The 24,170-nt window shown below is 63.1% G+C and carries 27 protein-coding genes; 20 read left to right on the top strand and 7 right to left on the bottom strand.

Annotation, left to right across the window (positions count from 1 at the left end):
• Nucleotides 1-123 precede the first annotated feature (123 nt).
• The 3 genes from P3G66_RS18050 to prcA are packed head-to-tail and all read left to right on the top strand — an operon-like array spanning nt 124 to nt 1,957.
• Nucleotides 124-318 carry a ubiquitin-like protein Pup gene (locus P3G66_RS18050; protein ID WP_003944925.1) on the top strand — a complete coding sequence of 65 codons (195 nt, stop codon included), beginning with the start codon at nt 124-126 and terminating at the stop codon, nt 316-318.
• Nucleotides 315-1,193: a proteasome subunit beta gene (gene prcB / locus P3G66_RS18045; RefSeq protein WP_054187394.1), complete on the top strand. Its 879-nt coding sequence runs from the start codon at nt 315-317 to the stop codon at nt 1,191-1,193. The genes P3G66_RS18050 and prcB overlap by 4 nt, the downstream gene beginning before the upstream one ends.
• Nucleotides 1,190-1,957: a proteasome subunit alpha gene (gene prcA / locus P3G66_RS18040; protein ID WP_054832174.1), complete on the top strand. Its 768-nt coding sequence runs from the start codon at nt 1,190-1,192 to the stop codon at nt 1,955-1,957. Before prcB ends, prcA begins: the two co-directional genes overlap by 4 nt.
• A 37-nt stretch (nt 1,958-1,994) precedes the next feature.
• Here prcA and P3G66_RS18035 read toward each other — a convergent pair whose 3' ends face one another.
• On the bottom strand, nt 1,995-3,458 hold the full coding sequence (locus P3G66_RS18035; protein ID WP_003944928.1) for a phosphatase PAP2 family protein: 1,464 nt from the start codon (nt 3,456-3,458) through the stop codon (nt 1,995-1,997).
• A 99-nt stretch (nt 3,459-3,557) separates the two neighbouring features.
• On the opposite strand from P3G66_RS18035, the gene pafA reads away from it, so the two are divergent.
• The 7 genes from pafA (at nt 3,558) to P3G66_RS18000 (ending at nt 12,163) form a co-directional block, all read left to right on the top strand.
• Entirely contained in the window at nt 3,558-4,916 is a 1,359-nt protein-coding gene (gene pafA / locus P3G66_RS18030) for a Pup--protein ligase (RefSeq protein ID WP_007729869.1), read from the top strand.
• Between the two features lie 110 nt (nt 4,917-5,026).
• Entirely contained in the window at nt 5,027-6,037 is a 1,011-nt protein-coding gene (locus tag P3G66_RS18025) for a YafY family protein (RefSeq protein WP_003944939.1), read from the top strand.
• Complete coding sequence (locus P3G66_RS18020; protein ID WP_276116954.1) at nt 6,037-7,014, top strand: YafY family protein; 978 nt, start codon at nt 6,037-6,039, stop codon at nt 7,012-7,014. Before P3G66_RS18025 ends, P3G66_RS18020 begins: the two co-directional genes overlap by 1 nt.
• Nucleotides 7,015-7,148: 134 nt before the next feature.
• Entirely contained in the window at nt 7,149-7,424 is a 276-nt protein-coding gene (gene tatA, locus P3G66_RS18015) for a Sec-independent protein translocase subunit TatA (RefSeq protein ID WP_003944836.1), read from the top strand.
• Between the two features lie 73 nt (nt 7,425-7,497).
• Nucleotides 7,498-8,526 carry a twin-arginine translocase subunit TatC gene (tatC, locus tag P3G66_RS18010; RefSeq protein ID WP_003945030.1) on the top strand — a complete coding sequence of 343 codons (1,029 nt, stop codon included), beginning with the start codon at nt 7,498-7,500 and terminating at the stop codon, nt 8,524-8,526.
• A gap of 48 nt (nt 8,527-8,574) precedes the next feature.
• Nucleotides 8,575-11,286 (top strand): RNA helicase, encoded by a 2,712-nt coding sequence (locus P3G66_RS18005; RefSeq protein WP_003944907.1) that lies wholly within the window; start codon nt 8,575-8,577, stop codon nt 11,284-11,286.
• A gap of 52 nt (nt 11,287-11,338) precedes the next feature.
• Nucleotides 11,339-12,163, top strand: coding sequence for a DUF4333 domain-containing protein (locus P3G66_RS18000; protein WP_003944884.1), 825 nt, complete (start codon nt 11,339-11,341; stop codon nt 12,161-12,163).
• A 4-nt stretch (nt 12,164-12,167) separates the two neighbouring features.
• Here P3G66_RS18000 and P3G66_RS17995 read toward each other — a convergent pair whose 3' ends face one another.
• A complete protein-coding gene (locus tag P3G66_RS17995; protein ID WP_007729862.1) occupies nt 12,168-13,133 on the bottom strand; it encodes a 5'-3' exonuclease in 966 nt (321 codons plus the stop codon).
• A gap of 37 nt (nt 13,134-13,170) precedes the next feature.
• On the opposite strand from P3G66_RS17995, the gene P3G66_RS17990 reads away from it, so the two are divergent.
• Nucleotides 13,171-14,307, top strand: a complete 1,137-nt coding sequence (locus tag P3G66_RS17990; RefSeq protein WP_276116953.1) for a Xaa-Pro peptidase family protein — start codon at nt 13,171-13,173, stop codon at nt 14,305-14,307.
• Here the strand turns inward: P3G66_RS17990 and P3G66_RS17985 are convergent, their stop codons facing one another.
• Nucleotides 14,308-14,733: a PPOX class F420-dependent oxidoreductase gene (locus P3G66_RS17985; RefSeq protein ID WP_030536346.1), complete on the bottom strand. Its 426-nt coding sequence runs from the start codon at nt 14,731-14,733 to the stop codon at nt 14,308-14,310.
• Nucleotides 14,734-14,763: 30 nt separating this feature from the next.
• On the opposite strand from P3G66_RS17985, the gene P3G66_RS17980 reads away from it, so the two are divergent.
• The 9 genes from P3G66_RS17980 to P3G66_RS17940 all read left to right on the top strand — a co-directional run bounded on the left by P3G66_RS17980 (nt 14,764) and on the right by P3G66_RS17940 (nt 22,057).
• Nucleotides 14,764-15,525 (top strand): SDR family NAD(P)-dependent oxidoreductase, encoded by a 762-nt coding sequence (locus P3G66_RS17980; protein WP_276116952.1) that lies wholly within the window; start codon nt 14,764-14,766, stop codon nt 15,523-15,525.
• Nucleotides 15,522-16,805, top strand: coding sequence for a precorrin-6y C5,15-methyltransferase (decarboxylating) subunit CbiE (gene cbiE, locus P3G66_RS17975; protein ID WP_276116951.1), 1,284 nt, complete (start codon nt 15,522-15,524; stop codon nt 16,803-16,805). Before P3G66_RS17980 ends, cbiE begins: the two co-directional genes overlap by 4 nt.
• Complete coding sequence (gene cobM / locus P3G66_RS17970; RefSeq protein ID WP_276116950.1) at nt 16,802-17,551, top strand: precorrin-4 C(11)-methyltransferase; 750 nt, start codon at nt 16,802-16,804, stop codon at nt 17,549-17,551. The genes cbiE and cobM overlap by 4 nt, the downstream gene beginning before the upstream one ends.
• A gap of 23 nt (nt 17,552-17,574) precedes the next feature.
• On the top strand, nt 17,575-18,321 hold the full coding sequence (locus P3G66_RS17965) for a cobalt-precorrin-6A reductase (protein WP_276116949.1): 747 nt from the start codon (nt 17,575-17,577) through the stop codon (nt 18,319-18,321).
• A gap of 145 nt (nt 18,322-18,466) precedes the next feature.
• Nucleotides 18,467-19,387, top strand: coding sequence for a HAMP domain-containing protein (locus tag P3G66_RS17960; protein ID WP_007729850.1), 921 nt, complete (start codon nt 18,467-18,469; stop codon nt 19,385-19,387).
• A gap of 159 nt (nt 19,388-19,546) precedes the next feature.
• On the top strand, nt 19,547-20,188 hold the full coding sequence (locus P3G66_RS17955; RefSeq protein WP_019748499.1) for a ScbR family autoregulator-binding transcription factor: 642 nt from the start codon (nt 19,547-19,549) through the stop codon (nt 20,186-20,188).
• Between the two features lie 10 nt (nt 20,189-20,198).
• The gene (locus P3G66_RS17950) at nt 20,199-20,558 is read left to right on the top strand and encodes a VOC family protein (protein ID WP_019748498.1); all 360 of its coding nucleotides are present in this window, start codon (nt 20,199-20,201) and stop codon (nt 20,556-20,558) included.
• Entirely contained in the window at nt 20,558-21,073 is a 516-nt protein-coding gene (locus P3G66_RS17945) for a DUF1990 domain-containing protein (RefSeq protein WP_082654838.1), read from the top strand. Before P3G66_RS17950 ends, P3G66_RS17945 begins: the two co-directional genes overlap by 1 nt.
• Before the next feature lie 201 nt (nt 21,074-21,274).
• Nucleotides 21,275-22,057 carry an alpha/beta hydrolase gene (locus tag P3G66_RS17940; protein ID WP_276116948.1) on the top strand — a complete coding sequence of 261 codons (783 nt, stop codon included), beginning with the start codon at nt 21,275-21,277 and terminating at the stop codon, nt 22,055-22,057.
• A gap of 446 nt (nt 22,058-22,503) precedes the next feature.
• Here P3G66_RS17940 and P3G66_RS17935 read toward each other — a convergent pair whose 3' ends face one another.
• The 4 genes from P3G66_RS17935 to P3G66_RS17920 all read right to left on the bottom strand — a co-directional run bounded on the left by P3G66_RS17935 (nt 22,504) and on the right by P3G66_RS17920 (nt 24,114).
• Nucleotides 22,504-23,094 carry a dihydrofolate reductase family protein gene (locus P3G66_RS17935; RefSeq protein ID WP_007729844.1) on the bottom strand — a complete coding sequence of 197 codons (591 nt, stop codon included), beginning with the start codon at nt 23,092-23,094 and terminating at the stop codon, nt 22,504-22,506.
• 77 nt (nt 23,095-23,171) lie between these two features.
• Nucleotides 23,172-23,411 (bottom strand): PLDc N-terminal domain-containing protein, encoded by a 240-nt coding sequence (locus P3G66_RS17930; protein ID WP_007729843.1) that lies wholly within the window; start codon nt 23,409-23,411, stop codon nt 23,172-23,174.
• Nucleotides 23,408-23,812: a hypothetical protein gene (locus P3G66_RS17925; protein ID WP_007729842.1), complete on the bottom strand. Its 405-nt coding sequence runs from the start codon at nt 23,810-23,812 to the stop codon at nt 23,408-23,410. Before P3G66_RS17925 ends, P3G66_RS17930 begins: the two co-directional genes overlap by 4 nt.
• Nucleotides 23,809-24,114, bottom strand: a complete 306-nt coding sequence (locus P3G66_RS17920) for an HNH endonuclease signature motif containing protein (protein WP_021344302.1) — start codon at nt 24,112-24,114, stop codon at nt 23,809-23,811. Before P3G66_RS17920 ends, P3G66_RS17925 begins: the two co-directional genes overlap by 4 nt.
• Between the last annotated feature and the right edge of the window lie 56 nt (nt 24,115-24,170).

Raw genomic sequence — 24,170 nt, 5'->3', positions numbered from 1 at the left:
CGTCTCTCCACACCTGACGGTGCCGCTCGGTAGGGTGAAGGTCCGAGCGGGATCAGTTACCGACTCTGCTGGGCCGAACAGGATGCTCGCGAGAGCTCCCTTCACACAAGGAGGTCGACGGCGATGGCTCAAGAACAGACGCAGCGTGCCGGTGGCGGCGAAGACGACGAAACCACTGGTGGCGACGGCAGTGCCGGCCAGGAACGTCGCGAGAAGCTCGCTGCAGAAACCGACGACCTGCTCGACGAGATCGACGACGTGTTGGAAGAGAACGCCGAGGACTTCGTCCGTGCCTACGTCCAGAAGGGCGGCCAGTGACGGTGGATCGCGCGCCCCGGATCACAGACGGGGACACACGGTTGAGCTTCGGCTCGAATCTGTCGTCATTCTCGGAATACCTTCGGGTGCATGCACCGGAGCATCTTCCGCAGAACCGCTTCGCCGACACAGGAGGTGTTGTCATGGGCGGGGGAGACGTAGCTCCGCACGGCACCACCATCGTCGCGATCAGCTATGCGGGTGGTGTTCTGCTCGCGGGTGATCGCCGAGCGACGATGGGCAATCTCATCGCCAGCCGTGACGTGCAGAAGGTGTACGTCACGGACGACTACTCGGCTGCGGGTATTGCCGGTACGGCCGGGATCGCAATCGAACTGGTCCGGCTCTTCGCGGTCGAGCTCGAACATTACGAGAAGATCGAAGGCGTCCCACTCACGTTCGACGGCAAGGCCAATCGACTTTCGTCGATGGTTCGAGGAAATCTCGGAGCAGCGATGCAAGGTTTGGCGGTTGTGCCACTGCTCGTGGGTTACGACCTGGACGCGGTCGATCCGTCCACCGCCGGTCGCATCGTCTCCTACGACGTCGTCGGTGGGCGATACGAGGAGCGCGCGGGCTATCACGCAGTCGGATCCGGCTCCCTGTTCGCGAAATCGGCGCTCAAGAAGCTGTATTCACCGGGAATCGACGAGGACACCGCGCTTCGGTTCGCCGTCGAGGCGCTCTACGACGCGGCAGATGACGATTCGGCTACCGGTGGTCCTGATCTGACACGAGGGATCTATCCGACGGCGGTCACCATCACCTCGGCCGGCGCTGTGGAGTTGTCGCCCACCAGGGCTGCCGAGATCGCCAGGGAGATCGTCGCGGCTCGCACTGCGACCGCGAGTCCGGAAGGGGAGTCTGCGCTATGACGATGCCGTATTACGCATCAGCCGAACAGATCATGCGCGATCGTTCGGAATTGGCGCGCAAGGGAATTGCCCGCGGGCGCAGCGTCGTCGTTCTCACCTACCGCGACGGAGTGCTCTTTGTCGCCGAGAACCCGTCGCGTGCTCTGCACAAGGTCAGCGAACTGTACGACCGTCTCGGATTCGCGGCAGTGGGCAAGTACAACGAGTTCGAGAATCTGCGCCGCGCGGGCATCGTCCACGCAGACATGCGTGGGTACTCGTACGACCGTCGGGACGTCACCGGGCGTTCGCTCGCCAATGCGTACGCACAAACCCTGGGAACGATCTTCACCGAGCAGCCCAAGCCGTACGAGGTCGAGATCTGTGTTGCCGAGATCGGTCGCTTCGGAAGCAGTACGCCGGCTCAGCTCTACCGGATCACGTACGACGGATCCATCGCGGACGAGCAGGAATTCGTGGTCATGGGCGGCACGACCGAACCGATCGTGACGGCGATGCGCGAGTCGTACCAGCGAGACCTCGACCTCGAATCCGCAGTGCGGATTGCAGTCGGGGCGCTCCAAAAGGGCGGCCCGGCATCGGCCGGAACCACTGAGTCGGAACCACGAACTCTCGATGTGAGTGCACTCGAGGTTGCCGTACTCGACAGCAATCGTCCACGCCGTGCGTTCAAACGGATCGCTGGAACGGTTTTGGAAGAGATGCTTCCAGCTCCGGCAGCAGTCGAGGATGCGCCGCCGGCAAACGGCGACGCACCCTCGTAGATACTCCGTAGGTCTGGGAGTTACTGCAGGTCTGGAGTTACTGAGTGACTCGGTAGACGGCCACCGCGCCCGGTTCGGTGTCGAAATCGAACCGGCGCGCGTCTGCCACCACTTCACCGTCGGTGGCGATGGCTACCGGTGAATCGGCGACTCGAACCGACATCGACGAGACGAGTTCGCGAACGTAGACCCGCGAGCTGCCCAATGTTCCTGTGGCAGCCGCAAACAGCAGACGTGAGCGCGAGAATTTTTTATCCGCGCGCAGATAGCGGACGTCGAGTAGTCCACGGTTCATCTCCGGACGCGACATCGGCACCTGATCGGCGGGGGAGTATCGCCCGTTTCCGACGAACAGCATCCAGATTGTGGTCCGCTTCCCGTCGATGGTCACCGTCATCGGCTCCGCCGCTGCGAGAACCCGGATCATCGCGGCTCCTGCGGCCGGCCACTTACCGAAACGCGGTTCCCATTTTTCCCTCAGGCGCACAGCATCCGGGTATCCACCGAGGCTGGCTGTGTTGAGAAACCGTGCAGTCACTCCGGAATCCGTGCGCACCACCGCGTGGTCGACGAATGCCGCCTGACCGGACTCGACTGCCTGTGCGGTCTCCTCGACATTCACCGCCCCGACGTCGCGGGCGAAATGGTTCAATGTTCCGCCGGGAAAAACCGCCAGTGGTAGCTCGTGCTTTGTCGCCGCGGTCGCGACCGTGACCACTGTTCCGTCGCCGCCGCATACACCCAACGCTTTCGGCGAGAGCTCGGGGATCTTGGCATCGATCTGCATGTCGAAGTCGATGTCCGCGTCGAACTCGTAGACGATCGCTTCCGGTAGTAGTTCTCGAATCGATTCCACGATCCCGTCGTCCTCGGAGCCTGAACCAGGATTGGTGAAGACCAACAAGCCTTCTCCGCGCGGGAGCGCGGGAACCACGCACTCGGGTCCGAGTTCGGCGGGTTCTTCGTCCCGCACCGCCCACCAACGACGCGTGCCGGCAGCGATAGCACCGCCGACCGCGAGGCCTGCGAAGACGTCGGACGGCCAGTGGACTCCGTTGTGAACGCGTGAGTACGCCACTGCTGCGGCCAGTGGTGCGAGAGCAGCTCCAGCAACCGGGGACTCCATGGCCACTGCCGCGGTGAATGCCGCGGCCGAAGACGAATGTCCGGAGGGGAACGAGGACGACGTCGGAATGTCGACGCCTCGCTTCGGGCTCAGCCAGACGCGTGCCGGTGGGCGTCGGCGGGGAAAGAGGGGCTTGAGTATGCCGTTGGCCAGCGCGCTGGAACCGGCCAGTGCGAGCAGCCCGCGTGCTGCTGCCCTACGGGGCCGCCCGCCGATCATCGCGAGCAAGGCGGCGACAACCATCCACAAAACGCCGTGATCGGCGGCTCTGGAGAGAAACCGCATGGTCGGGTCGAGCACGGAAGGGCGCAGTGCTCCAGTGCTTTCCATGACTTTGACGTCGCTTCGGACAACTTTTCGGCGAATAAGGCTCACACCGTCACACTATGCTGCCGCCCGACGTTGTCGAGTCGTGACTTACGACGCGATCGAAGTACACGGGTGAACCTCGCATTCTGGTTGTACTGTCGAAGTGTGCAGAGACGAATCATGGGTATCGAGACGGAATTCGGCGTTACCTGCACCTTTCACGGGCACAGGAGACTGAGCCCCGACGAGGTTGCTCGTTACCTCTTCCGTCGTGTCGTGTCGTGGGGTCGCAGCTCCAACGTCTTCCTCCGTAACGGAGCCCGCTTGTACCTGGATGTGGGTTCGCACCCGGAGTACGCGACGGCCGAGTGCGACAGCCTCATCCAGCTGGTCAATCACGACCGTGCCGGTGAGCGTGTGCTCGAAGAACTGCTGATCGACGCCGAGGCGAGACTCGCCGAGGAGGGTATTGGTGGCGACATCTATCTCTTCAAGAACAACACCGACTCGGCCGGAAACTCGTACGGCTGCCACGAGAACTTTCTCGTCGCGCGCGCCGGTGAGTTCTCCCGCATTTCGGATGTCTTGTTGCCGTTCCTCGTCACGCGCCAGTTGATCTGCGGCGCCGGAAAGGTACTGCAGACTCCGAAGGCCGCGACGTTCTGCCTCTCGCAGCGCGCGGAACACATCTGGGAGGGCGTCTCGTCGGCTACCACTCGCTCCCGTCCGATCATCAACACCCGCGACGAACCGCACGCGGACGCCGAGAAGTACCGCCGCCTGCACGTGATCGTCGGCGATTCGAACATGGCCGAAACGACGACGATGCTCAAGGTCGGTTCTGCCGCACTGGTGCTCGAGATGATCGAAGCCGGGGTGTCGTTCCGCGATTTCGCGCTGGACAACCCGATTCGTGCCATCCGCGAGGTCAGTCACGACGTGACCGGTAAAAAGCCGGTTCGCCTTGCTGGTGGACGTCAGGCCAGTGCTCTCGATATTCAGCGCGAGTACCACGCCAAGGCGGTCGAACATCTGCGTAACCGCGAACCGGACCCGCAGGTCGAGCAGGTAGTCGATCTCTGGGGTCGCACCCTCGATGCCGTCGAAGCTCAGGATTTTGCGAAGGTCGACACGGAGATCGACTGGGTCATCAAGCGCAAGCTGTTCCAGCGATACCAGGACCGTCACGGTTTCGACCTGTCCGATCCCAAGATCGCGCAGCTCGACTTGGCGTACCACGACATCAAACGCGGCCGGGGCGTCTTCGACGTGCTCCAGCGCAAGGGCTTGGTCAAGCGGGTCACCGAGGACGAGACGATCGACGACGCCGTCGAGAATCCGCCGCAGACCACGCGCGCCAAATTGCGGGGCGACTTCATCACCGCAGCCCAGGCAGCAGGCCGGGACTTCACAGTCGACTGGGTTCACCTCAAGCTCAACGATCAGGCGCAGAGAACGGTGCTGTGCAAGGACCCGTTCCGCTCCGTCGACGAGCGTGTCGAGCGTTTGATCGCTTCGATGTAGGTCACCCAATTTCACGATTTACAACACAGCAGGTCTGTTTTGCGGCGACGCGCCGGGCACGAAAGTGTCCGGCGCGCGTTCGGTTATCGGATAGCCACTAGGATTTCGGCGTGGCGACATCAAAAATCGAGCGGTTGATGAACCTGGTGATCGCATTGCTGTCCACCAGACAGTTCCTCACGGCGGAGAAAATCCGTGACAGTGTGGCCGGGTACAACGATTCCGCGAACTACGAAGCGTTCAGTCGCATGTTCGAGCGCGACAAGAACGAACTTCGTGACCTGGGTGTCCCGTTGGAAACCGGTCTGGCAGGACGGTTCTCGACCGTCGAGGGGTATCGGATCAATCGCAATGCCTACGAGCTTCCGGACGTGGACCTCACCAGCGAGGAATCTGCTGCTGTCGCCGTCGCAGTGCAGTTGTGGGAGTCGCCGGAACTGATTTCGGCAGCCCAGAGTGCACTACTCAAACTCCGAGCGGCCGGCGTCCAGGTCGACTCAGAAGTCAGTGCCGCCCCGGTCACCGCGATTCCGGCACGCACTCGCGGTTCGGAGCCCGCGCTCGGCAAGCTGCTTGCAGCGGTCGACGCCGGCCGAGCAGTTCATTTTCAGCACCGCGGCGCATTGAACGAACCGTTCACCGAGCGCACCGTCGAACCGTGGGGCGTCGTCACGCACAACGGCAAGTGGTACCTGGTCGGGCACGACGTCGACCGTGATGCGGTGAGGACCTTCCGGCTCTCACGGATCGGTGACGACGTCAGGGAGTTCGGCCCGGCCGGTTCGGTTCACAAACCTGAAGGTGTCGACCTTCGCGAGGTCGTCGATCGCGTGACCGGTTCGGGCGTCGTGACCGGGACGGCTACGGTGTGGGTCGCAGACGGCCGCGCCCATGAGCTTCGGCGGCTTGCGACGTCGTCGTCCGAACGGCGGTTGACCGATCGCGACGGCAGCGTACTGGCCATCCCCGTTCGATCCTGGGAATGGACCGCTCGGTTGATCGCCGGTCACGGGTTGGACGCATTGGTGCTGGACCCACCGGATTTGCGTGCTGAGGTCGTCGCGAAGCTGCGCGCCGCCGCGGCGAGCCCGATCACCGGCAATGGACAGGGGGACCACTGATGAGCAATCGACTGTCGTCGCGGTTGGCACGGCTGCTCAACCTCGTGCCGTACTTCATCGCGAATCCTGGCATCAGCCCCGCCGAGGCCGCCGAGGAGCTCGGTGTCAGCACCACTCAACTGATGACCGACCTCAATCAACTGTGGGTGTGCGGACTGCCCGGTTATGGTCCCGGTGATCTCATCGACCTGTCCTTCTCCGAGGAAAGTATCGAGGTCACGTTCTCGGCCGGGATCGATCGCCCGTTGCGCCTCACCTCGACGGAGGCGACGGCGTTGCTGATCGCCCTGCGGTCCTTGGTGGAAATGCCCGGCATGGTCGATCCGTCCTCGGCGCAGCGTGCCATCGCGAAGATCGAGGACGCAGCAGGCTCGGCCGCGGCACGAGCCATCGGTCAGGACCGGGACACATCGCCGGCGCCGGACATCGCCGAAGACCCGATAGCCGCGACGGTCAGAGCTGCGCTCGCAGACAAGACCGCCCTGCGATTGACGTATTACTCCTCCTCGCGCGACGCGGTCTCCGAGCGCATCGTCGACCCCGTTCGTATCGTGTTGGTCGACAACTACAGCTACCTCCAGGCGTGGTGCCGTCAAGCCGAGGGCGTGCGGTTGTTCAGATTCGATCGGATCGACGCCGCCGTCCAACTCGACGAGCCCGCCGACCCGCCGCCGCAGGCCCTCGAGGAGGATTCGAATCTCGAATTGTTCAGCGGCGACGGTTCCCTTCCGGAAGCGCGGTTGTTCATCACCAAAGAGTGGGTGTGGATGCTCGACTACTACCCGTTGGACGTCGAGCACGTGAACGACGACGGGTCGGTCGAGGCGACGATGAGTTTCGGAACACTTGAATGGATGGCAAGGCTGGTGTTGGGATTCGGTGAGGGCGTTCGGGTCCTTCATCCACCGGAACTGGTCTCCGAAGTCCATGATCGAGCCGTTGCGGCGCTCGACGCCTATGACGTAATCGGTTCGTAAAACTTCGGGAAACTTCACGTTCAGTGAGTTCGCAGGAAACAAACAGGTAAAAGGTAGCTGAAGTAAGTGCTTTGGCACCTCCGAGCGCCGGTTGTGTCCGGTAGCATCGAGGAATCTGATCATGGGAGGTCGTTATGGGTGCAATGCAGCCGATGCATTGGCTGATTGTCGCTGTTGTCGTCGTAATTCTGTTCGGGTCGAAGAAGCTTCCCGATGCAGCACGCGGTCTGGGTCGTTCCCTCCGCATCTTCAAGAGCGAAGTCAAGGAAATGCAGAACGACGATGCGGCGCCCGCAAGCGCGCCGGTCGCACAGCCTGCTCCGGCACAGTTGCCGACGGCCAACACCGCGGTGGTCGCAAACGGTGCAGCAGCACCTGTTGCGCAGCCGACCGAAGTCAAGCCGCTCTAGTACACACTGCGTTCTAGCCGGGGTGAAATATTCGTTCACCCCGGTTGTCTGCTGACCAAGACCAGGATGCACAGTGCGTATTCCGTTAGACCCGCGTAACCGCAAGCGGAAGGTCAACCCAGACGGCACCATGTCGTTGGTCGACCACCTGTACGAATTGCGGACTCGTTTGTTGTTCGCATTCCTCGGCGTGATCATCACCACGGCGTTCGGCTTCTTCTGGTATTCACACTCGATACTCGGTCTCGAAAGTCTGGGCGATCTGCTTCGCGGACCGTACTGCGAGCTTCCGTCCGAGAGTCGCGCCAACCTCAGCACCGACGACGCGTGCCGATTGCTGGCGACCGGGCCGTTCGAGCAGTTCATGCTGCGATTCAAAGTGGCGCTCACCGCCGGCATCGTTCTTGCCTGCCCGGTGTGGCTTTACCAATTGTGGGCATTCATCACCCCGGGCCTCTACGCCAAAGAGCGTCGCTACGCGGTCGGATTCGTCACCGCAGGTGCCGCTCTCTTCATTCTCGGCGCAATCCTGGCGTACCTCGTCGTGGCGAAGGCTTTGCACTTCCTCCTGACCATCGGTGACAACGTCCAGATCACCGCGCTCAGTGGTTCGGAGTACTTCGGCTTCATCATCAATCTGCTGCTCATCTTCGGCGTCAGCTTCGAAATTCCACTGCTCGTCGTCGTGTTGAACTTTGCCGGCATTCTGACGTACGAGCGTTTGAAGGCCTGGCGTCGAGGATTGATCTTCGGGCTCTTCGTATTCGCTGCAGTTGCCACGCCAGGGTCGGATCCGTTCTCGATGTTGGCGCTCGCGCTGGCTCTGACGCTTCTCTTCGAGGTCGCGGTACAGATCGCTCGCCTCAACGACAAACGTAAGGCCAAGCGCGCCGGTGAAGACTGGGGTGCACTGTCCGACGAGGAAGCTTCCTCCATCTCGGCTCCGTCCGATCTGAACGAGGCTTTCGACAATCCGACCAAACCCAAGGCCGAATCGAGTGGATTGTTCGGACGTAAGTCCAAGTCCAAGGCTCCGGTCGCGGAGAAATCCGACACCGCCGGCGACAACGCGCCCGGCCAGGATTTCACTGACACTCTCTGAGCGCCGTGCCACCACGTCGGCGGCGTGTGAAACCCTGACGAGGTGGTTATGAACAAGAGTGAACTGAGCACGTTCGCGTCCAGCCTGAAGTTCGAACTCGATCCATTCCAGGTGAAGGCATGCGTTGCGCTCGAAGCGGGCCACGGCGTCCTTGTCTGCGCGCCGACCGGTGCAGGCAAGACCGTGGTCGGCGAGTTCGCTGTCCACCTGGCTCTCGCGGCGGGCCGCAAGTGTTTCTACACGACGCCGATCAAGGCGCTGAGCAATCAGAAGTACGCCGAACTCGTCGAGCGGTACGGCCCCGGCGAAGTCGGTCTGCTGACGGGTGATTCGAGTATCAACTCCGACGCACCGGTGGTCGTCATGACCACCGAAGTCCTGCGGAACATGCTCTACGCCAACTCCGAGGCACTGCGCGGGCTTTCGCACGTCGTCATGGACGAAGTGCATTACCTGGCCGACCGGTTCCGTGGGGCGGTGTGGGAAGAAGTGATCCTGCACCTGTCCGAGGACGTACGCCTGGTGAGTTTGTCGGCGACCGTGAGCAATGCCGAAGAATTCGGTGCCTGGATGGAAACCGTCCGCGGCGACACCACTGTGGTCGTGGACGAGACGCGGCCGATCCCGCTGTGGCAGCACATCATGGTCGGTAGGCGAATCTTCGATCTCTTCGACAGTCGTAGTCATCCTGCTGCCGGGCCGAAGACCGTGCTCGTCGACCAGGATCTGGTTCGCCACGTCAAGCAACGTCAGGCTCTCGAACGCGTCGAGAGCTGGCAGCCGCGTGGCCGCGGACGACGCGGCAGCTACCAGAGTTCCAACGATTTCCGGCCCTTGCCACGACCTGACGTCATCGCTCAGCTCGATCAGTCCGGACTGCTCCCGGCGATCACTTTCATCTTCAGCCGCGCCGGTTGTGATGCGGCTCTTGCACAGTGCCTGCGGTCCAGACTGGATCTCACTTCGCCGGAGCAGGTCCGCGAGATCGACACCATCATCGAGAAACACACCGGGGAACTACCCGAAGAGGATCTCGAAGTTCTCGGATATCGGGACTGGTGCAAGGCATTACGACGCGGACTGGCATCTCACCATGCCGGCATGCTGCCGGCATTCCGCCAGACAGTCGAGGAACTGTTCGTCAAGGGTCTCGTGCGGGCGGTCTTCGCGACCGAGACGCTGGCCCTCGGCATCAACATGCCGGCACGCACGGTGGTGCTCGAACGTCTGGTCAAGTACAACGGTGAATCGCACGCCGAACTGACGCCGGGGGAGTACACGCAGCTGACGGGTCGGGCCGGCCGACGCGGCATCGACGTCGAAGGCCACGCTGTGGTCCTGTGGCAGCCCGGGGTCGAGCCGACGGATGTCGCCGGTTTGGCGTCGACACGGACGTTCCCGCTCCGCAGTTCGTTCCGCCCCTCGTACAACATGTCGATCAATCTCGTCGAACGCATGGGCGCGGCGGATTCACGGAAGCTGCTCGAACGTTCCTTCGCGCAGTTCCAAGCGGATCGCTCGGTGGTCGGCCTGGTGCGTGGCATCGAGCGGAACGAAGAAGCACTGAAGGGTTTGCAGGAGAAACTCGGCGGTGCGGACGGCGAATACTTCGAATACGCGTCGTTGCGTGAGCGGCTCAGTGCGCGCGAGCGCGCGCTCGAACGTAAGGGCCGCGAAGACCGACGCGGAGATGCGGTGGAGTCCCTCCGTGCACTCGCCCGCGGTGACGTGATCGCAATTCCCATCGGTCGTCATTCCGGGGTGGCAGTGGTCCTCGTCCCGGACAACGATCCGAAGGACCCGCGTCCGCTGGTTCTGACGGCGGACCAGTGGGCCGGCCGACTCTCCTCGGGTGATTTCCCGGAAGCAGCCGACGTTCTGGGAAAGATGCGACTGCCCAAGCATGTCGATCACCACACCGCCCGGATCCGGCGCGATCTGGCCTCGGCGTTGCGTAGTACCGGGATCAGTGCCCCCCGGCGAAAGAAGCGCCACAAGGCGGGCGCATCCGAAGATGCCGAGGTCGCTACCTTGCGACGTGCTATTCGCTCGCATCCGTGCCACAGCTGGCCCGATCGTGAACATCTGAGCCGGATCGGTGAGCGCTACAACCGGCTGGCCAGGGAAACGCAGTCGATGAGGGAAAAGGCTGCGGCCACCACCAACTCGTTGGCGCGGACGTTCGACCGCATCATTGCGCTACTCAAAGAGCGTGAGTACATGACTGCCGAAGCAGCGCCCGAAGTCACCGAATCCGGACGACGACTCAGCCGCATCTACTCGGAAAGCGACCTTCTGGTCGCCGAATGCCTCCGGACCGGGGCGTGGACAGGTCTCAGCCCGGCCGAGCTGGCGGCCGTCGTGTCCTCGGTGGTCTACGAATCACGTCGGGACGGGGACACCGTCGATCGGGTGCCGACAGCGGCGCTTCGTCACGCCCTCAACGACACTCAACGATTGTGGAGCGAGCTGCGGTCGGACGAGATTCGCCACAAGCTGCCGCCGACGCGGGAACCGGATCTCGGATTCGTCACTGCCGTTTATCACTGGGCGAGCGAGAACTCGCTTGTCGACGCACTGATCGCGGCCGGAGTGCAGGGTCGTGCGCTGTCTGCGGGTGACTTTGTACGTTGGTGTCGTCAGGTGATCGATCTCCTCGATCAGGTCCGCCTGACTTCGACGGATGCCGACGTCGCGAAGACTGCGGCGCGGGCGGTAGCTGCAATTCGTCGCGGGGTAGTTGCTGTCGACGCAGCATGACCGCAACTATGTGGTTTGATTCGCAGACTGGTATTTCGAGTGGGAGGCGAACATGAGCGGGCCTTACGGACCGAACGATCCGAATCGGCAATGGGGTCCTGGTGATCAGCAGCAGCCGAACGAGCAGCAGTGGGGGCAGAATCCTCAGCAGCCGGGCGGACAACAGCAGCCTGGTCAGCAGCCCGGCCAGCAACAGCCGTGGGGTCAGCCTGGTCAAACACCGCAGCCCGGTCAGCAGCCCGGCCAGCAACAGCCGTGGGGACAACCTGCCTACGGCCAGCCGGGTGGTCAGCCTGCGTACGGTCAGCCGCAGCAGCCTGGACAAGGACAACCCGGCCAGCAACAGCCGTGGGGACAACCCCAGCAACAACCTCCCGCACAGCCGTGGGGCCAGCCCGGGCAACAGCAGTCACCTGACGCAACCCAGGCGTGGGGTCAGCCTCCGGCTGCCGCACCGCAGCAGGCGTGGGGCGCCACGGCCCCCGGGCAGACTCCGGGACAGCAGAACCAGTGGAACCAGGCTCAGCCGTTCCCGAGTCCCGGTGCGCCCGGAAACCAGTCGGGTAAGTCGAAGAAGCCCCTGATCTTCGGTGCGATCGGCGTTCTCGTCGTTCTTGCCGCTGTCGTGGTGGCCCTGGTGTTCGGAGTCTTCGGCAAGAACACACTCGATCAGAGCGCGGCTCAGGCCGGCGTCGAGAAGATCGTCACCGAGTCCTACGGGGCGAAGAACGTGAGCAACGTTCAGTGCCCCGCGGACCAGGAAGTCAAGTCAGGCAACAAGTTCACCTGCACGCTTTCGATCGCGGGTGTGAAGTCGAACGTGACCGTGACGTTTGTCGACGACAACGGCACGTACGAGGTCAGCCGCCCGAGCTGACGCCCTATTGGTCGGAACGGCCTGCCGCCGCAGCCTCGAGCGCGGCGGCAAGCCGGCCGGCCGAGCGCTCGATGTTCAGCGAGGCCGCCACTTCCTCGAGGCGTGCGGGATCGACGGGGGTCGCCGGGAGTCGGTCGTCCTTCGAGAACTGAACGTCCGCGTCGCGAACCACTCGTACGACCGGCAACGCAGCATCAAGGTAAGCCATTGCCTCAGGTGAGGTCAGTTTTGCGCGAATCCCCTTGGCCATATCCGATTCAGGATCAGCTGCGGCCGCCCGAAGTCCGGCCAACGAGCCGTAACGGAGCATCAGTGTCGACGCAGTCTTCTCACCGACACCCTTGATGCCGGGTAGACCGTCGGAGGCGTCTCCGCGCAGTACCGCGAGTTCGGCGTATGCCTCGCCCGCACGGTCACCGGGTACTCCGTACTTCTCCGCAACCTCGACCGGTCCGAAGAGTTCCGCCTTGGACAGGCCACGGCCCACGTACAGGACACGGACGGGCACGTACTCGTCGGTGACGACCTGCAGTAGGTCTCGGTCACCACTGACGACGACGGTGAGATCTTCGCGCTCGGTGGCGGCAAGCGTTCCCAGTACGTCGTCGGCTTCGAGTCCGACTGCACCCGCCGTCGCGATACCCGCTGCAGCGAGCACATCCATGATCATGTCGACCTGAGGCGTCAACGTGTCCGGAACTTCTTCGGACGCACCGTCAGAGCCTTCCTCGACGCGATGTGCTTTGTACGTCGGGACTGCATCGACGCGGAACTGCGGTCGCCAGTCCAAGTCCAGGCACACGGCGAGACGACTCGGCTCGTGTTTGGTGATCAGGGACGCCACCATGTCGGTGAAACCGCGCACCGCGTTGACAGGTCTTCCGTCGGGATCGACGAATGACTCGGGCAGCGCGTAGAACGCACGAAACCACAGGCTGGCACCGTCGAGGAGAAGCAATGGCCCACTCATGGTCACCATCCTGCCAGTCGGCACTAACCTGTAAGCCATGACGTCTCCAGCCGAACAGGATTCCCGATTCTCCAGCGCCGTGTACGGCGCACGTATCGCTCGCGCCGCGGAGTTGGCTCGATCAGCAGGACTCGACGGTCTGGTGGTGACTCCCGGTCCGGATCTGCGGTACCTGACGGGTTCTCGGGCTGACTCGTTCGAGCGCTTGACCGCGTTGGTCATCGCCGCGGACACGGCGAAGGCGTCCGTCGTACTTCCTCGGTTGGAGTTGGCGTCGCTGAAGGAATCGGCAGTGGGCGATCTCGGGTTGACCGTCCTCGACTGGGTCGACGGTGTCGACCCGTATGCGATTGTGGCGGCGCAACTCCCGACCGGCGCGAAGGTTGCGGTGACGGATGCGATGCCTGCGCTGCATCTGATCCCGCTCGCAGACACCTTGGGCGCGTTGCCGATTCTCGCCACCGGCGTCTTGCGCGAATTGCGGATGGTCAAGGACGGCGCCGAGATCGAGGCGTTGCGGCGAGCCGGTGCGGCCATTGACCGTGTTCACGCCCGCATGGCCGAGTTCTTGGTCGTCGGACGTACGGAAGCTGAAGTAGGCGAAGCGATTTCGGCGGCGATTCGCGAAGAGGGGCATACCGAGGCCGCGTTCGTGATTGTCGGTTCGGGCCCGCACGGCGCGGATCCTCATCACGAGGTTTCGGACCGGGTGATCGAGAGCGGCGATGTCGTGGTCATCGATATCGGCGGACCGGTCGAGCCCGGATACAACTCTGATTCCACCCGCACGTACAGCATGGGGCAGCCGTCCGCGGAGGTTGCCGCACAGTTCGCGGTACTCGAGGCGGCGCAGCAGGCTGCGGTCGATTCGGTGCGGCCAGGAGTCTCCGCAGAATCCGTGGACGTTGCAGCCCGCGAAGTGCTTGCCGCACAAGGGCTTGCAGAGGTATTCGTTCACCGCACCGGTCACGGTATCGGGCTGTCCGTGCACGAGGAGCCGTACATCGTCGAGGGCAACACCATCGAACTCGTCGAAGGTATGGCCTTCAGCATCGAACCGGGAATCTACTTCCGCGGCAGTTGGGGTGCCCGTATCGAGGACATCGTTGTCGTGACCGCGGACGGTTGCGAGTCGTTCAACAACCGTCCGCACGGCCTGACTGTCCTCGCCTGATCAGCTTTCCTTGAATGCAGCGGACCCGAGTATGCGTGTGACGTCGATTTCGATGACCACGCGCGCGGGATTGACCCGTGGCTGGCGGTACCGCTCGGCATAGCGCCGAACGGCGTCGGCCACGGAGTCCGCGTCGGTGAGCACGCGTGCCGGCCCCTCGAGCGTGAGCCAGCGGCCACCGTCGACCGAACTGACGGCGGCGTATCCGCCACGCGCTGCGTTGATCGCCTTCTGTGAGCCACCGCTGGTGATCACGCGCGCTTTTCCGGCTTCCTGGTCCCAGGTGAACCCGACGGCAACGACGTGTGGGGTGCCGTTCGGACGCAACGTCGTGAGTGTCGCGAGGTGGTATTCACCGACGAACTTCAGCCCGTCTTCGGTGAGAGTCTGCTGTGACGATGGCGTGGTGGAGGGGGTGAGCGTCATGCCACGACGGTAATCCAGGACACTGGAGCGGTGACTGCGGGTGCGAACGTGAATGACATCGAGACGGTACTGCTCCTCGGCGGACGAAGTGAGATCGGCCTCGAGATCGGGGTCAGGCTCGCGCCGGGCCGCAACATCGTTCTGGCTGCCAGACGCAGCGGAGAGCTGTCGGAGCAGGAGCAGATGCTCAAAAACGCCGGCGCTGTCGAAGTCTCCACCGTCGAGTTCGACGCCGACGCTGTCGACACGCACGGAGACCTCCTGGGCGCCGTAGTCGCCGAGCACGGTCGGATTTCGATTGCAGTGCTGGCCTTCGGGATTCTCGGCGATCAGGCGCGTGCCGAAACCGACGCGGCGCATGCGGTCGCGGTGGTGCACACCGACTACGTGGCTCAGGTCAGCATCCTCACGCACCTCGCGGAGATCATGCGCCGACAGCGAACCGGAAAGATCGTGGTGTTCTCGTCCGTCGCCGGCGTTCGGGTTCGCCGCGCCAACTACGTCTACGGGAGCGCAAAGGCCGGCTTGGAGGGTTTTGCCAGCGGTCTGGGCGACGCGCTGCACGGTTCGGGCGTGCAGTTGATGCTGGTACGGCCAGGGTTCGTCATCGGGAAGATGACCGAGGGAATGTCGCCTGCCCCGATGTCGAGCACTCCGTCGCAGGTCGCGGACGCCGTCGTGCGGGGACTGAACTCCGGGGCGACGCGTGTGTGGGTACCGCGAGTTCTGCAGCCGGTGTTCTTCGTCATGCGGCTTCTGCCTCAGACGATCTGGCGCCGGATGCCGCGATGACCACACACCCGGTGGTGATCGTCGGCATCGGCGCCGACGGCTGGGATGGGCTGTCCGAGAGCGCAAAGGGCGCAATCCTGGGCGCGGAGGTCCTGATGGGGTCGCCGCGCCAATTGGACTTGGTCCCGGCGACACATCTCGGGGCACGGCGTGCGCCCACCAGGCTGACCTGGCCGTCTCCGATGATTCCGGCGTTGCCGTCGATGTTCGCCGAGAACGCGGACCGCAGAGTATGCGTGCTCGGCAGCGGTGACCCGATGTTCCACGGTCTCGGTGTCACATTGGTCAGGCTGCTCGGCGCGGACAACGTGCGAGTGATCTCCCACCCGTCGTCGGTGGCGTTGGCGAGCGCGCGAATGGGATGGGCATCGGCCGAGGTCGACGTCGTGAGCCTGGTGAACCGAGACTCGGCGACCGTCTTGGCGGCAGTGGTCGATGGCGCGCGCCTGTTGGTTCTGAGCAACGGGCGCTCGACACCGGGGGAGGTGGCTCGTCTGTTGTCCTGCGCGGGCTTCGGACGATCGACTCTGACTGTACTGGCCCAGCTGGGCGGGGCCGAGGAATCGCGGACCGTCACGGTGGCGGACGAGTGGGATCACGCGGACGAGGACGTGGACGCGTTGAACGTTCTGGCCGTCGAGTGCATCTCGGTCGATCATCCGTTGCGGCTGACTCGAATCCCGGGTCTACCGGATGCTGCGTTTGTCGGCGACGGTCAGATGACCAAGCAGGAGATCCGCGCATTGACGTTGTGTGCACTCGCACCGGCGCCGGGAGAACACCTCTGGGACGTGGGCGGTGGGTCGGGAACCGTCGCCATCGAGTGGATGCGAACTCACCCACGTTGCACTGCAACAACATTCGAGAAGATGGCGAGCCGCGTGTCGCAGATCGGTGCCAATGCACTCAATCTCGGCGTGCCCGCGTTGAACGTGAAAGGGGCCGCGCCGGAGGCGTTTGCGGACGAAGTCCGACGTCCCGATGCGGTGTTTGTCGGCGGCGGCGTCACGCAACCGGGAATGCTCGAAGCGTGCTGGGAGCAGTTGAGCGTGGGTGGTCGTCTGGTCGCGAACGCCGTGACCGCCGAGTCCGAATCGTTGCTGCTCGGCTGGATGAGTCGCCATGGTGGGACGCTGAGACGCTTTCAGGTGCAGCGCGCCGAGCCGTTGGGAACGTTCAACGTTTGGCGACCGCAACTTCCGGTGGTCCAATGGTCCGTCACAAAACGTCAGCCGTCTGCAGGCGCAGACACAGATACGCCGGAGGAATCCTCACAATGACCGTTCATTTCATCGGTGCGGGTCCCGGTGCGGCCGATCTGATCACTGTCCGCGCGCAGCGCATCATCGCCGCGAGCCCCGTGTGCCTGTACGCCGGCAGCCTTGTTCCGGCGGAATTGCTCGAGTGGTGCCCGGTCGGCGCACAGGTCGTGGATACCGCTCGCCTGAGCCTGGACGAGATCACCGCGATCCTTGTCGAAGCGCACTCGGCCGGGCTGGACGTCGCGCGTTTGCATTCCGGTGATCCGTCGATCTTCAGTGCAGTGGCAGAGCAAGCTCGTCGCCTGGACGCCGCAGGAGTCGATTTCGACATGATTCCCGGTGTTCCTGCATTTACCGCGGCTGCAGCCGCGCTGGGGCGCGAGCTGACTGTCCCAGGCGTCTCGCAGACCATTGTTCTCACCCGAGTCTCCACCTTGTCGACGGCAATGCCGGAGGGCGAGGATCTGCGGTCCCTCGGCCGCAGCGGCGCGACGATGGTGATTCACCTCGGCGCTCATCGCATCGAACAGATCGCATCCGAGTTGGCCGACAATTACGGCGAGGACTGCCCGGTCGCGGTGGTCGCCTTCGCCTCACGGCCCGAGGAGATCGTTGTTCGAGGCACTTTGAAGACGATCGTCGAACTTGTTCATGCGGCCGGCATCACGAAGACGGCCGTCGTGATCGTCGGCCGAGTGTTGACTGCGGAGGGGTTTCCGGACAGCTACCTCTACTCGGCAGCGCGCGAGAGAAGCACACACTGACCTCGACAGGTACTCGTCGTCGCGTGCTCCTGCTCGGCGGCACAGGCGAAGGTCGAGTGATCGCTTCTCGCTTGGCCGGTTCAGCCGACCTCGAGGTTGTCACATCGCTGGCCGGCCGGGTTCGTGATCCTCGATGGCCCGAGGGGGAAGTGCGTATCGGCGGGTTCGGGGGAGCCGAAGGGCTGTCGGAGTGGTTGTCGGCCAATGATATTCGTGCAGTGCTCGACGCCACGCATCCGTTTGCCGCTCGCATCACCCAGAATGCGTTCGAAGCGTGCCTTGCGAATTCCGTGCCGTACGCCATGTACCGACGCCCGCCCTGGCGCGAGCAACTCGGTGACACTTGGCTTCCGGCACACGATCTCGATCACGCCGCAGAGTTGGTGCCGACGGTCGGCTCACGCGCTTTTCTGACGATCGGGAGGCAAGGAGTTTCGGCGTTCGACCGCGTGAAGAGCGTCTCGTTTCTCGTGCGCTCGATCGATCCGCCCTCGGGGACCTTGCCGCCTCACTCGCAATTGCTGCTCGCACGTGGTCCATTCGACATCGAAGCGGAAGTCGATCTGATGCGAACTCACAGCATCGACGTCGTGATCACCAAGAACAGTGGCGGCGAGCAGACGTACGCAAAGATCGCCGCAGCCAGGCAATTGTCGATCCCGGTGATCGTCGTCGAACGACCACCGATCCCGGCGACCGTCCCGGCATTCGGTACCGAAGCCGAGGCGATGGACTGGCTCACGGCTTTCGGTCGTGGAACGGCGCTGTGAGGCCGACATCGCGTTCGCTTCAGGTTCGTCTAAGGTTCCGTGACCATACTGGAGGGATGTTTGGATTTTTCGACGCCGCACTGCGGGACCGCGCATGAGAGTGTCGGTTCCCGGAATGAGCCGTCGAAAACCATCGGGAATTCACGTGCGGACGCTCCATGCTCGCGTGAAATTGCTGACTGCAGGCCTGGTGGCGATCGCGGTGATCGTGTCGGCGTCGGCGGTGTACATAGTGTTCAACGCGTATTTGCAAGGCAACGTCGATCGGCAACTCGAGCGCACGAGTGACGCGATCACCGACACCGTCAATTTCGGCGGTGTCACACCGGTTCTGGGGTTGACGGCCGGCGCGGATACAGCGGTCATCCAGGCGGTGGGGCTTCTCACTGCCGACGGCGCCTTGGTGACGGCGACTCCCGGTCTGCCGCCGTTCAGCACGAGCGCAGACGCCATCAGGTCGATTGCAGACGGCAATTCGTCGCAGACAATCGCGACCGTTGATGCGTATCGAATTCTTGTCGAGCCCTCGGTTGCGGGCCAGACTTTGGTTGTCGCGCAATCCCTGGGGCCGACGCGTTCGGTACTCAAGCGACTGGCAGTGGTGTTGGCGGCACTCGGGGCGGCCGGAATCGCCCTAGCTTACGCAGCCGGAGATGCTGTGGCACGCACAGGATTACGGCCGATCGCGCGACTCACTGCGGCGACGCGGCGGGTCGCCGAAACGGATGATCTTGCGCCGATCCCGGTGACCGGTGACGACGAGTTGGCGTCGTTGACAGTCAGTTTCAATCGGATGCTCGGGACGTTGTCGGAATCGCGGGCACGCCAGAGAAGTCTGATCACCGAAGCGGGCCAGGACCTTCTGGCTCCTTTGACTGCACTTCGCACCAATATCGAGTTGTTGATGTCTTTCGATACCAAGTCCGGCGCGATTTCCGAGGCGGATGCAACGCAGCTGCGTGAGGAAATCACCGACCAGATGATGGAGTTGACGCTCCTCGTCGGAGAGTTGGTGGACCGTGCGCGGGTTGACGAAAGCACGTTGGGGAGAGGAGATTCCCTCTAAATCGGACGTCTGACCAGCGACTTTGTTGCATTCGTAATTGAAGCAATGGAAGGAGCGCTGGTAATGTGGGGCAATTGTGAAGTTTTTGGGTATAGCTGGAATGTGGCGCGAACCGTGGGGTTTGCTGGGCGGGGGCCTTTGGAGGACGAGAGGGATTCAGTGGTCAAGCAAGCACGCGCCGAGCTGACTCGGCAGCAAATCGTTGCCGGCGCGGCCGCGCAGTTCGAGAAGACTGGTTACGGCAGCACCAGCATGGCCGACATAGTCTCGGGGGCCGGTACTACCAAGGGCGCGTTGTATTTCCATTTCGCGTCGAAGGACGAGCTCGCGCAATTCATCATTGCCGAACAGCATCGGCTCTCGATCGAGTCGGTGCAGGCGATTTCCGCGACGGGCAAGGACCCGTTGGAACAGATGATCATGCTCACGCACGAAATGGCACGCCAGATTGTCGACGAGCCGATCGTTCGCGCGGGCATTCGCCTCACGCTGGAACTGAGCACGTACGAGGGGCCGGTGGAACCGTACGCCGAATGGATCTCGGCAATCACCGATCTCACCGCCAGAGCTCAGGCGGAAGGTGAAATCCGAAAATCGGTCAGCGCAGAATCGTTCGGCAGGTTCATGCCCTCGGCATTCACGGGGGTACAGCTGGTTTCGAACGTTCTCACCCGACGCTCGGATCTTCCGGATCGTGTCGACGAGATGTGGCAGATCCTGCTTCCGGGGATCGTCAGCGACGAACTTTCCGGTGATATCGAGCGCCTCGTCAAGTCGCGGTGGACTCCGGCGGCGGCGTAGCCTGCGGGACATGGCCGTCACGCGGATAGTTTCGGATCTGTCGAGTAGTTCGCTCGAGGCCGCGCAGCGCTTCTACACCGAAGTGCTGGGCCTCGAAGTTGTCATGGATCACGGGTGGATCGTGACGTTGGCTTCGCCGACGGATCCGTCATTGCAGATCAGCGTCATGACGCACGACGCTCATGCGCCCGTAGTACCGGACGTCTCCGTCGAGGTGGATGATCTCGACGCGGCGTACGAGGCCGCGGTGCAGCGCGGCGACACCATCGTCTATCCCGTCACCGAGGAGCCGTGGGGGGTCCGCAGGTTCTTCGCTGCCGACCCCGACGGCCACGTGATCAACATCCTCAGCCACCGACGCGAGCAATGATGGCGTCCCGCCCGGGCGGGCTGACGTACCTCGAGGTGGGCGCAACGTCAGGCGTTCTCCCCGCCGGCTATCACCACGTTCACGAGAGCGCGACGGTCGGATCCGGACGGGAGGATTTCGAGGTTGCCGCTCGAACCGTCGCGAATTGGGGAATGCACCGCGGAGCCGGTCTGGCCGTACGGACGGCAGCCCCGACCGCCGTGGCGGGTCAGGATGCGACTTTCGGACTCGGTCCGGTAACTATCCCCGTTCGGATCGTCTATGTCGTCGACGAACCCAATCGCAAGGGCTTCGCGTACGGAACCCGCGCGGGCCACCCCGAATGCGGGGAGGAATTGTTTGTCGTCCAGTTCGACGAGGCCAGCCAAGCGGTTCGTATCGAGATCGTTGCGTTCTCCAAGCCCGGAACGTGGTGGGTGCGTCTCGGCGCTCCGATCGGACGTCGAGTACAGGCGTTTGTTACGCGCCGCTACATCCGTGCCGTCCGCGCGAGCGTCGCCCGATCGCGGGTATGACCGCTGCCGGGCGCGCTGGAAAAATGATTGGACGAGCTTCGGTTCGGGTTGATAGCTTGTGCGAGACCGTGACAACACGCCAGGAGGTGAGACCCATGAACGCTGTAACCATGTGGGTGCTCCCACTCGTGTTCACGGATCGGCGATTGACGTAGGTGTCGCCGGGAGCGCCTCGAGTAGGCAATCCCGAAAGGTAACACCATGCAATCCAATTCTCAGACCATCGAATTCACCTCCGAGACAACGTCGAACGGTGTCATCGAACGCCATTTCGTTGTAGACGACATCACCGGCGTGCTCTGGTCACCGCCATCCGGATCCGTCGGATCACCACTTCTGCTGTCCGGGCACTCCGGCGGCATGCACAAGAAGGCGCCGGGACTGGTTGCCAGCGCACTCCACAGTGTGAGCTCCCACGGGTTCGCAGTCGCCGCGATCGACGCGCCCGGACATGGCGATCGGCCGCGGAACACACAGGACGAACAGTGGGTCGAGGCGATCCACCAGGCTAGGGCGGCCCACGAGTCGATCGCTCCGATCGTCGTCGAGTACAACCGATCGCTGGCGGAGCGTGCAGTGCCGGAATGGCAGCGGACAATCGACGCTCTGCAAACGCTGCCCGACGTCGACGCCGACGCTCCGATCGGCTTTGGCGGCGTGTCGCTAGGGGTCGTGACCGGGCTGATGTTGGCCCCGGTCGAATCCAGGATCGCTGCCGTGAGCTTCGGTGGAGTTTTTGTGGACGACTCCCTCATCGAAGCGGCACGAAAGCTCACGGCCCCAGTCGAGTACCGGATCCCTTGGGACGACAAGGATTACGACCGCACGTCAGGGGTAGCGTTGTTCGATGCCTTCGGCTCGACGGAGAAGACGCTGCACGCCTACTCGGGCAGGCACTATCCGGTGCCCGACTACGAGCGCGACAGTTCGGCTCGGTTTTTCGCCCGCCACCTCGGCGGGAGCGCCGGCGCTCCCATGAGCTGACGTGAACACGTATCGGCGTCCGGCCTGTGTCGGACGCCGATACGATCTCGACCAGGTTTCGTTTCTCAGCAAGACCCGAAGTAGTGGCGTCACCGAATCCTGCATCAATTTGACCAAAGCTTTTCAGATGATCATTTTTGTGGCGCTCGCGATGGTGGCGATTTCGATCCTTCGCTCGCTAGTAGCCGTCCAGCTTGGCCATTTTTGCTGAGGCGCTCGATGGCGACATATGTCCTTACGGTCCGCCGGGCGGAATGAACTTGTTCGTGATCCAGTTCGATGCTTCGATCTCGTCGAGGGTTGTCCGGAGAACTTCGGTGGCTAATGTTCATGCTGTGCCGAGTGTCCGGTCAATACCGAACACCGAACAAGACTGGAAACTCTTCTCTCGCCCGAACTGAGGCGACGACATGTGTTTCAACCGCGCATGTCCAGCCATGCGTCGACTACCCGTCCGATACCTGACCCGGGGGCGGTATTTGAGTGGGCCGATATCGCACGGCGACTGCACCCGACTGGAACTCGTGGCGGTCGACGAGCTCAAGCTGGATGCGCTTGCGCAGACCGGCGAGCAACGTCGGTCCGTGTCCGGCAAGGACCGGTTGCACAACGAACTCGTACTCGTCGATCAGTCCCAGGTCTGCCAATGCCAGGGGGAGTGTCACGCCGCCAACCCACAGACCTTCGCCGGGCTGCTCCTTGAGCCGTTGAATCGCTGACCCCAAGTCGCCTTGCACGAGTTCGGCATTCCAATCGACCCCGCTCAGCGTGCTCGACACGACGTACTTCTTAGCCCGGTCCATTGCCTCGGCGAACGGGATCTCCCACTCGTCCATCCAGTCAGGCCACGCCCCCGTTGCGGGCCGCCGCCACGCCGACTCCATCATCTCGTAGGTCACCCGGCCGAACAGCAAAGCATCGGCTCGTTCCATCTGAGCGGTCCAGTAGCGCATCGACTCCTCGTCGGGTGGAAGCCCCGCCTCGTGATGGCAGCAGCCGTCGAGGGTGACGTTGATCGAGTATCGAAGTGGTCTCATCTCGTTGTTCTCCCCTGATACGCGCAGAGTGACAGCACCGGACCGTACTCAGACTACTGCCGGGCCGTCGGTGTAGATCAGGTTCGGGACCTGGAGTCACGCGGGGGTCGACCGAACAGTAACCAGACGAGCGCACCGAGTACAGGCACCGCGATCACCAGTGCCGACCACCAGAATTTGCTCCCCAAGCGGTCGAAATCGGTGCGCACGATCGCCACGAGCGCGCTAATCGTGATGAAGATCCAGGCAAGAACGAAGACGGTGAAGGTGATGTCCATCCAAAGCGGAATGGTGGGGTTGGGGGTCGATTCGTTCACGCTTCCAGACCACTTTCGACGACTGTGCCTTGATGAAACAACACGCTCCATCGATTCTCGGTGAACCGCCAGATGGATGATCGCTCGGTAACTCGTTGCGCTTGCGCCAGCCGGTACGTCACCAGATACGTGTCAGGCGCAATCCGGCTCAGCGCTGGCCGGTCAGCCGTCCACCCGAGTTCGGCGGCGTCGTTCACCTCGCCGCGGAGGCGTCGGCGCTCAACTACCGACTGCACGTAGTCGCGGGTGTATCGAGCGCCGGAGGCTCCGATCTCCCGGAACTGCGGGTCGACGACCGCATCGAACTCGTCTCGTGACATCGCTACTCGAGTCCGGTGAAACAGAGGTTCGAACTCCATCAACTCGTCGAGGATCGGGCGAAACTCGTGTGGGGTCGTCACGACTGCTCCGAGAACTGCGCCCTCATCTCGATCCCTATCTCCGCGTGTCGCAGGAGGAAGGCCTTCTCGTCATACCCCTTGCGCCGCAACCAGAGAGTGACCTCGCTGTTGCATTTGCTTGCATTGCACGAGCGGCACGCCGGTGCGATGTTGTCGAGTGTGTAGCGCCCACCGCGGGAGATCGCCAGCACGCAGTCACGTTGCGGCGACTCGTCCGACTCGCCGCAGTACGCGCAGCCACCCCAGGCCGCTTTGAGCGCGGACCACTGCTCGACGGACAGATCGTGCTCCACCAAATCCATCCGGCGTTTCCGTTTACGCGCGTATCTTGCTTTCCGGGTCCGGTTGACGGGCATGA

Source organism: Rhodococcus sp. C3V, assembly GCF_029269915.1.
GTDB lineage: Bacteria > Actinomycetota > Actinomycetes > Mycobacteriales > Mycobacteriaceae > Rhodococcus_F > Rhodococcus_F qingshengii.
The sequence above is the reverse complement of the archived record's forward strand: the minus strand, read 5'-3'. Positions and strand labels throughout refer to the sequence as shown.

Coding starts and splice junctions, on each gene's coding strand:
- P3G66_RS18050 (WP_003944925.1), top strand. CDS start 124: ATGGCTCAAGAACAGACGCAGCGTGCCGGTGGCGGCGAAGACGACGAA.
- prcA (WP_054832174.1), top strand. CDS start 1,190: ATGACGATGCCGTATTACGCATCAGCCGAACAGATCATGCGCGATCGT.
- P3G66_RS18020 (WP_276116954.1), top strand. CDS start 6,037: ATGAGCAATCGACTGTCGTCGCGGTTGGCACGGCTGCTCAACCTCGTG.
- tatA (WP_003944836.1), top strand. CDS start 7,149: ATGGGTGCAATGCAGCCGATGCATTGGCTGATTGTCGCTGTTGTCGTC.
- P3G66_RS18005 (WP_003944907.1), top strand. CDS start 8,575: ATGAACAAGAGTGAACTGAGCACGTTCGCGTCCAGCCTGAAGTTCGAA.
- P3G66_RS18000 (WP_003944884.1), top strand. CDS start 11,339: ATGAGCGGGCCTTACGGACCGAACGATCCGAATCGGCAATGGGGTCCT.
- P3G66_RS17995 (WP_007729862.1), bottom strand. CDS start 13,133: ATGAGTGGGCCATTGCTTCTCCTCGACGGTGCCAGCCTGTGGTTTCGT.
- P3G66_RS17990 (WP_276116953.1), top strand. CDS start 13,171: ATGACGTCTCCAGCCGAACAGGATTCCCGATTCTCCAGCGCCGTGTAC.
- P3G66_RS17985 (WP_030536346.1), bottom strand. CDS start 14,733: ATGACGCTCACCCCCTCCACCACGCCATCGTCACAGCAGACTCTCACC.
- cbiE (WP_276116951.1), top strand. CDS start 15,522: ATGACCACACACCCGGTGGTGATCGTCGGCATCGGCGCCGACGGCTGG.
- cobM (WP_276116950.1), top strand. CDS start 16,802: ATGACCGTTCATTTCATCGGTGCGGGTCCCGGTGCGGCCGATCTGATC.
- P3G66_RS17950 (WP_019748498.1), top strand. CDS start 20,199: ATGGCCGTCACGCGGATAGTTTCGGATCTGTCGAGTAGTTCGCTCGAG.
- P3G66_RS17945 (WP_082654838.1), top strand. CDS start 20,558: ATGGCGTCCCGCCCGGGCGGGCTGACGTACCTCGAGGTGGGCGCAACG.
- P3G66_RS17940 (WP_276116948.1), top strand. CDS start 21,275: ATGCAATCCAATTCTCAGACCATCGAATTCACCTCCGAGACAACGTCG.
- P3G66_RS17935 (WP_007729844.1), bottom strand. CDS start 23,094: ATGAGACCACTTCGATACTCGATCAACGTCACCCTCGACGGCTGCTGC.
- P3G66_RS17920 (WP_021344302.1), bottom strand. CDS start 24,114: ATGGATTTGGTGGAGCACGATCTGTCCGTCGAGCAGTGGTCCGCGCTC.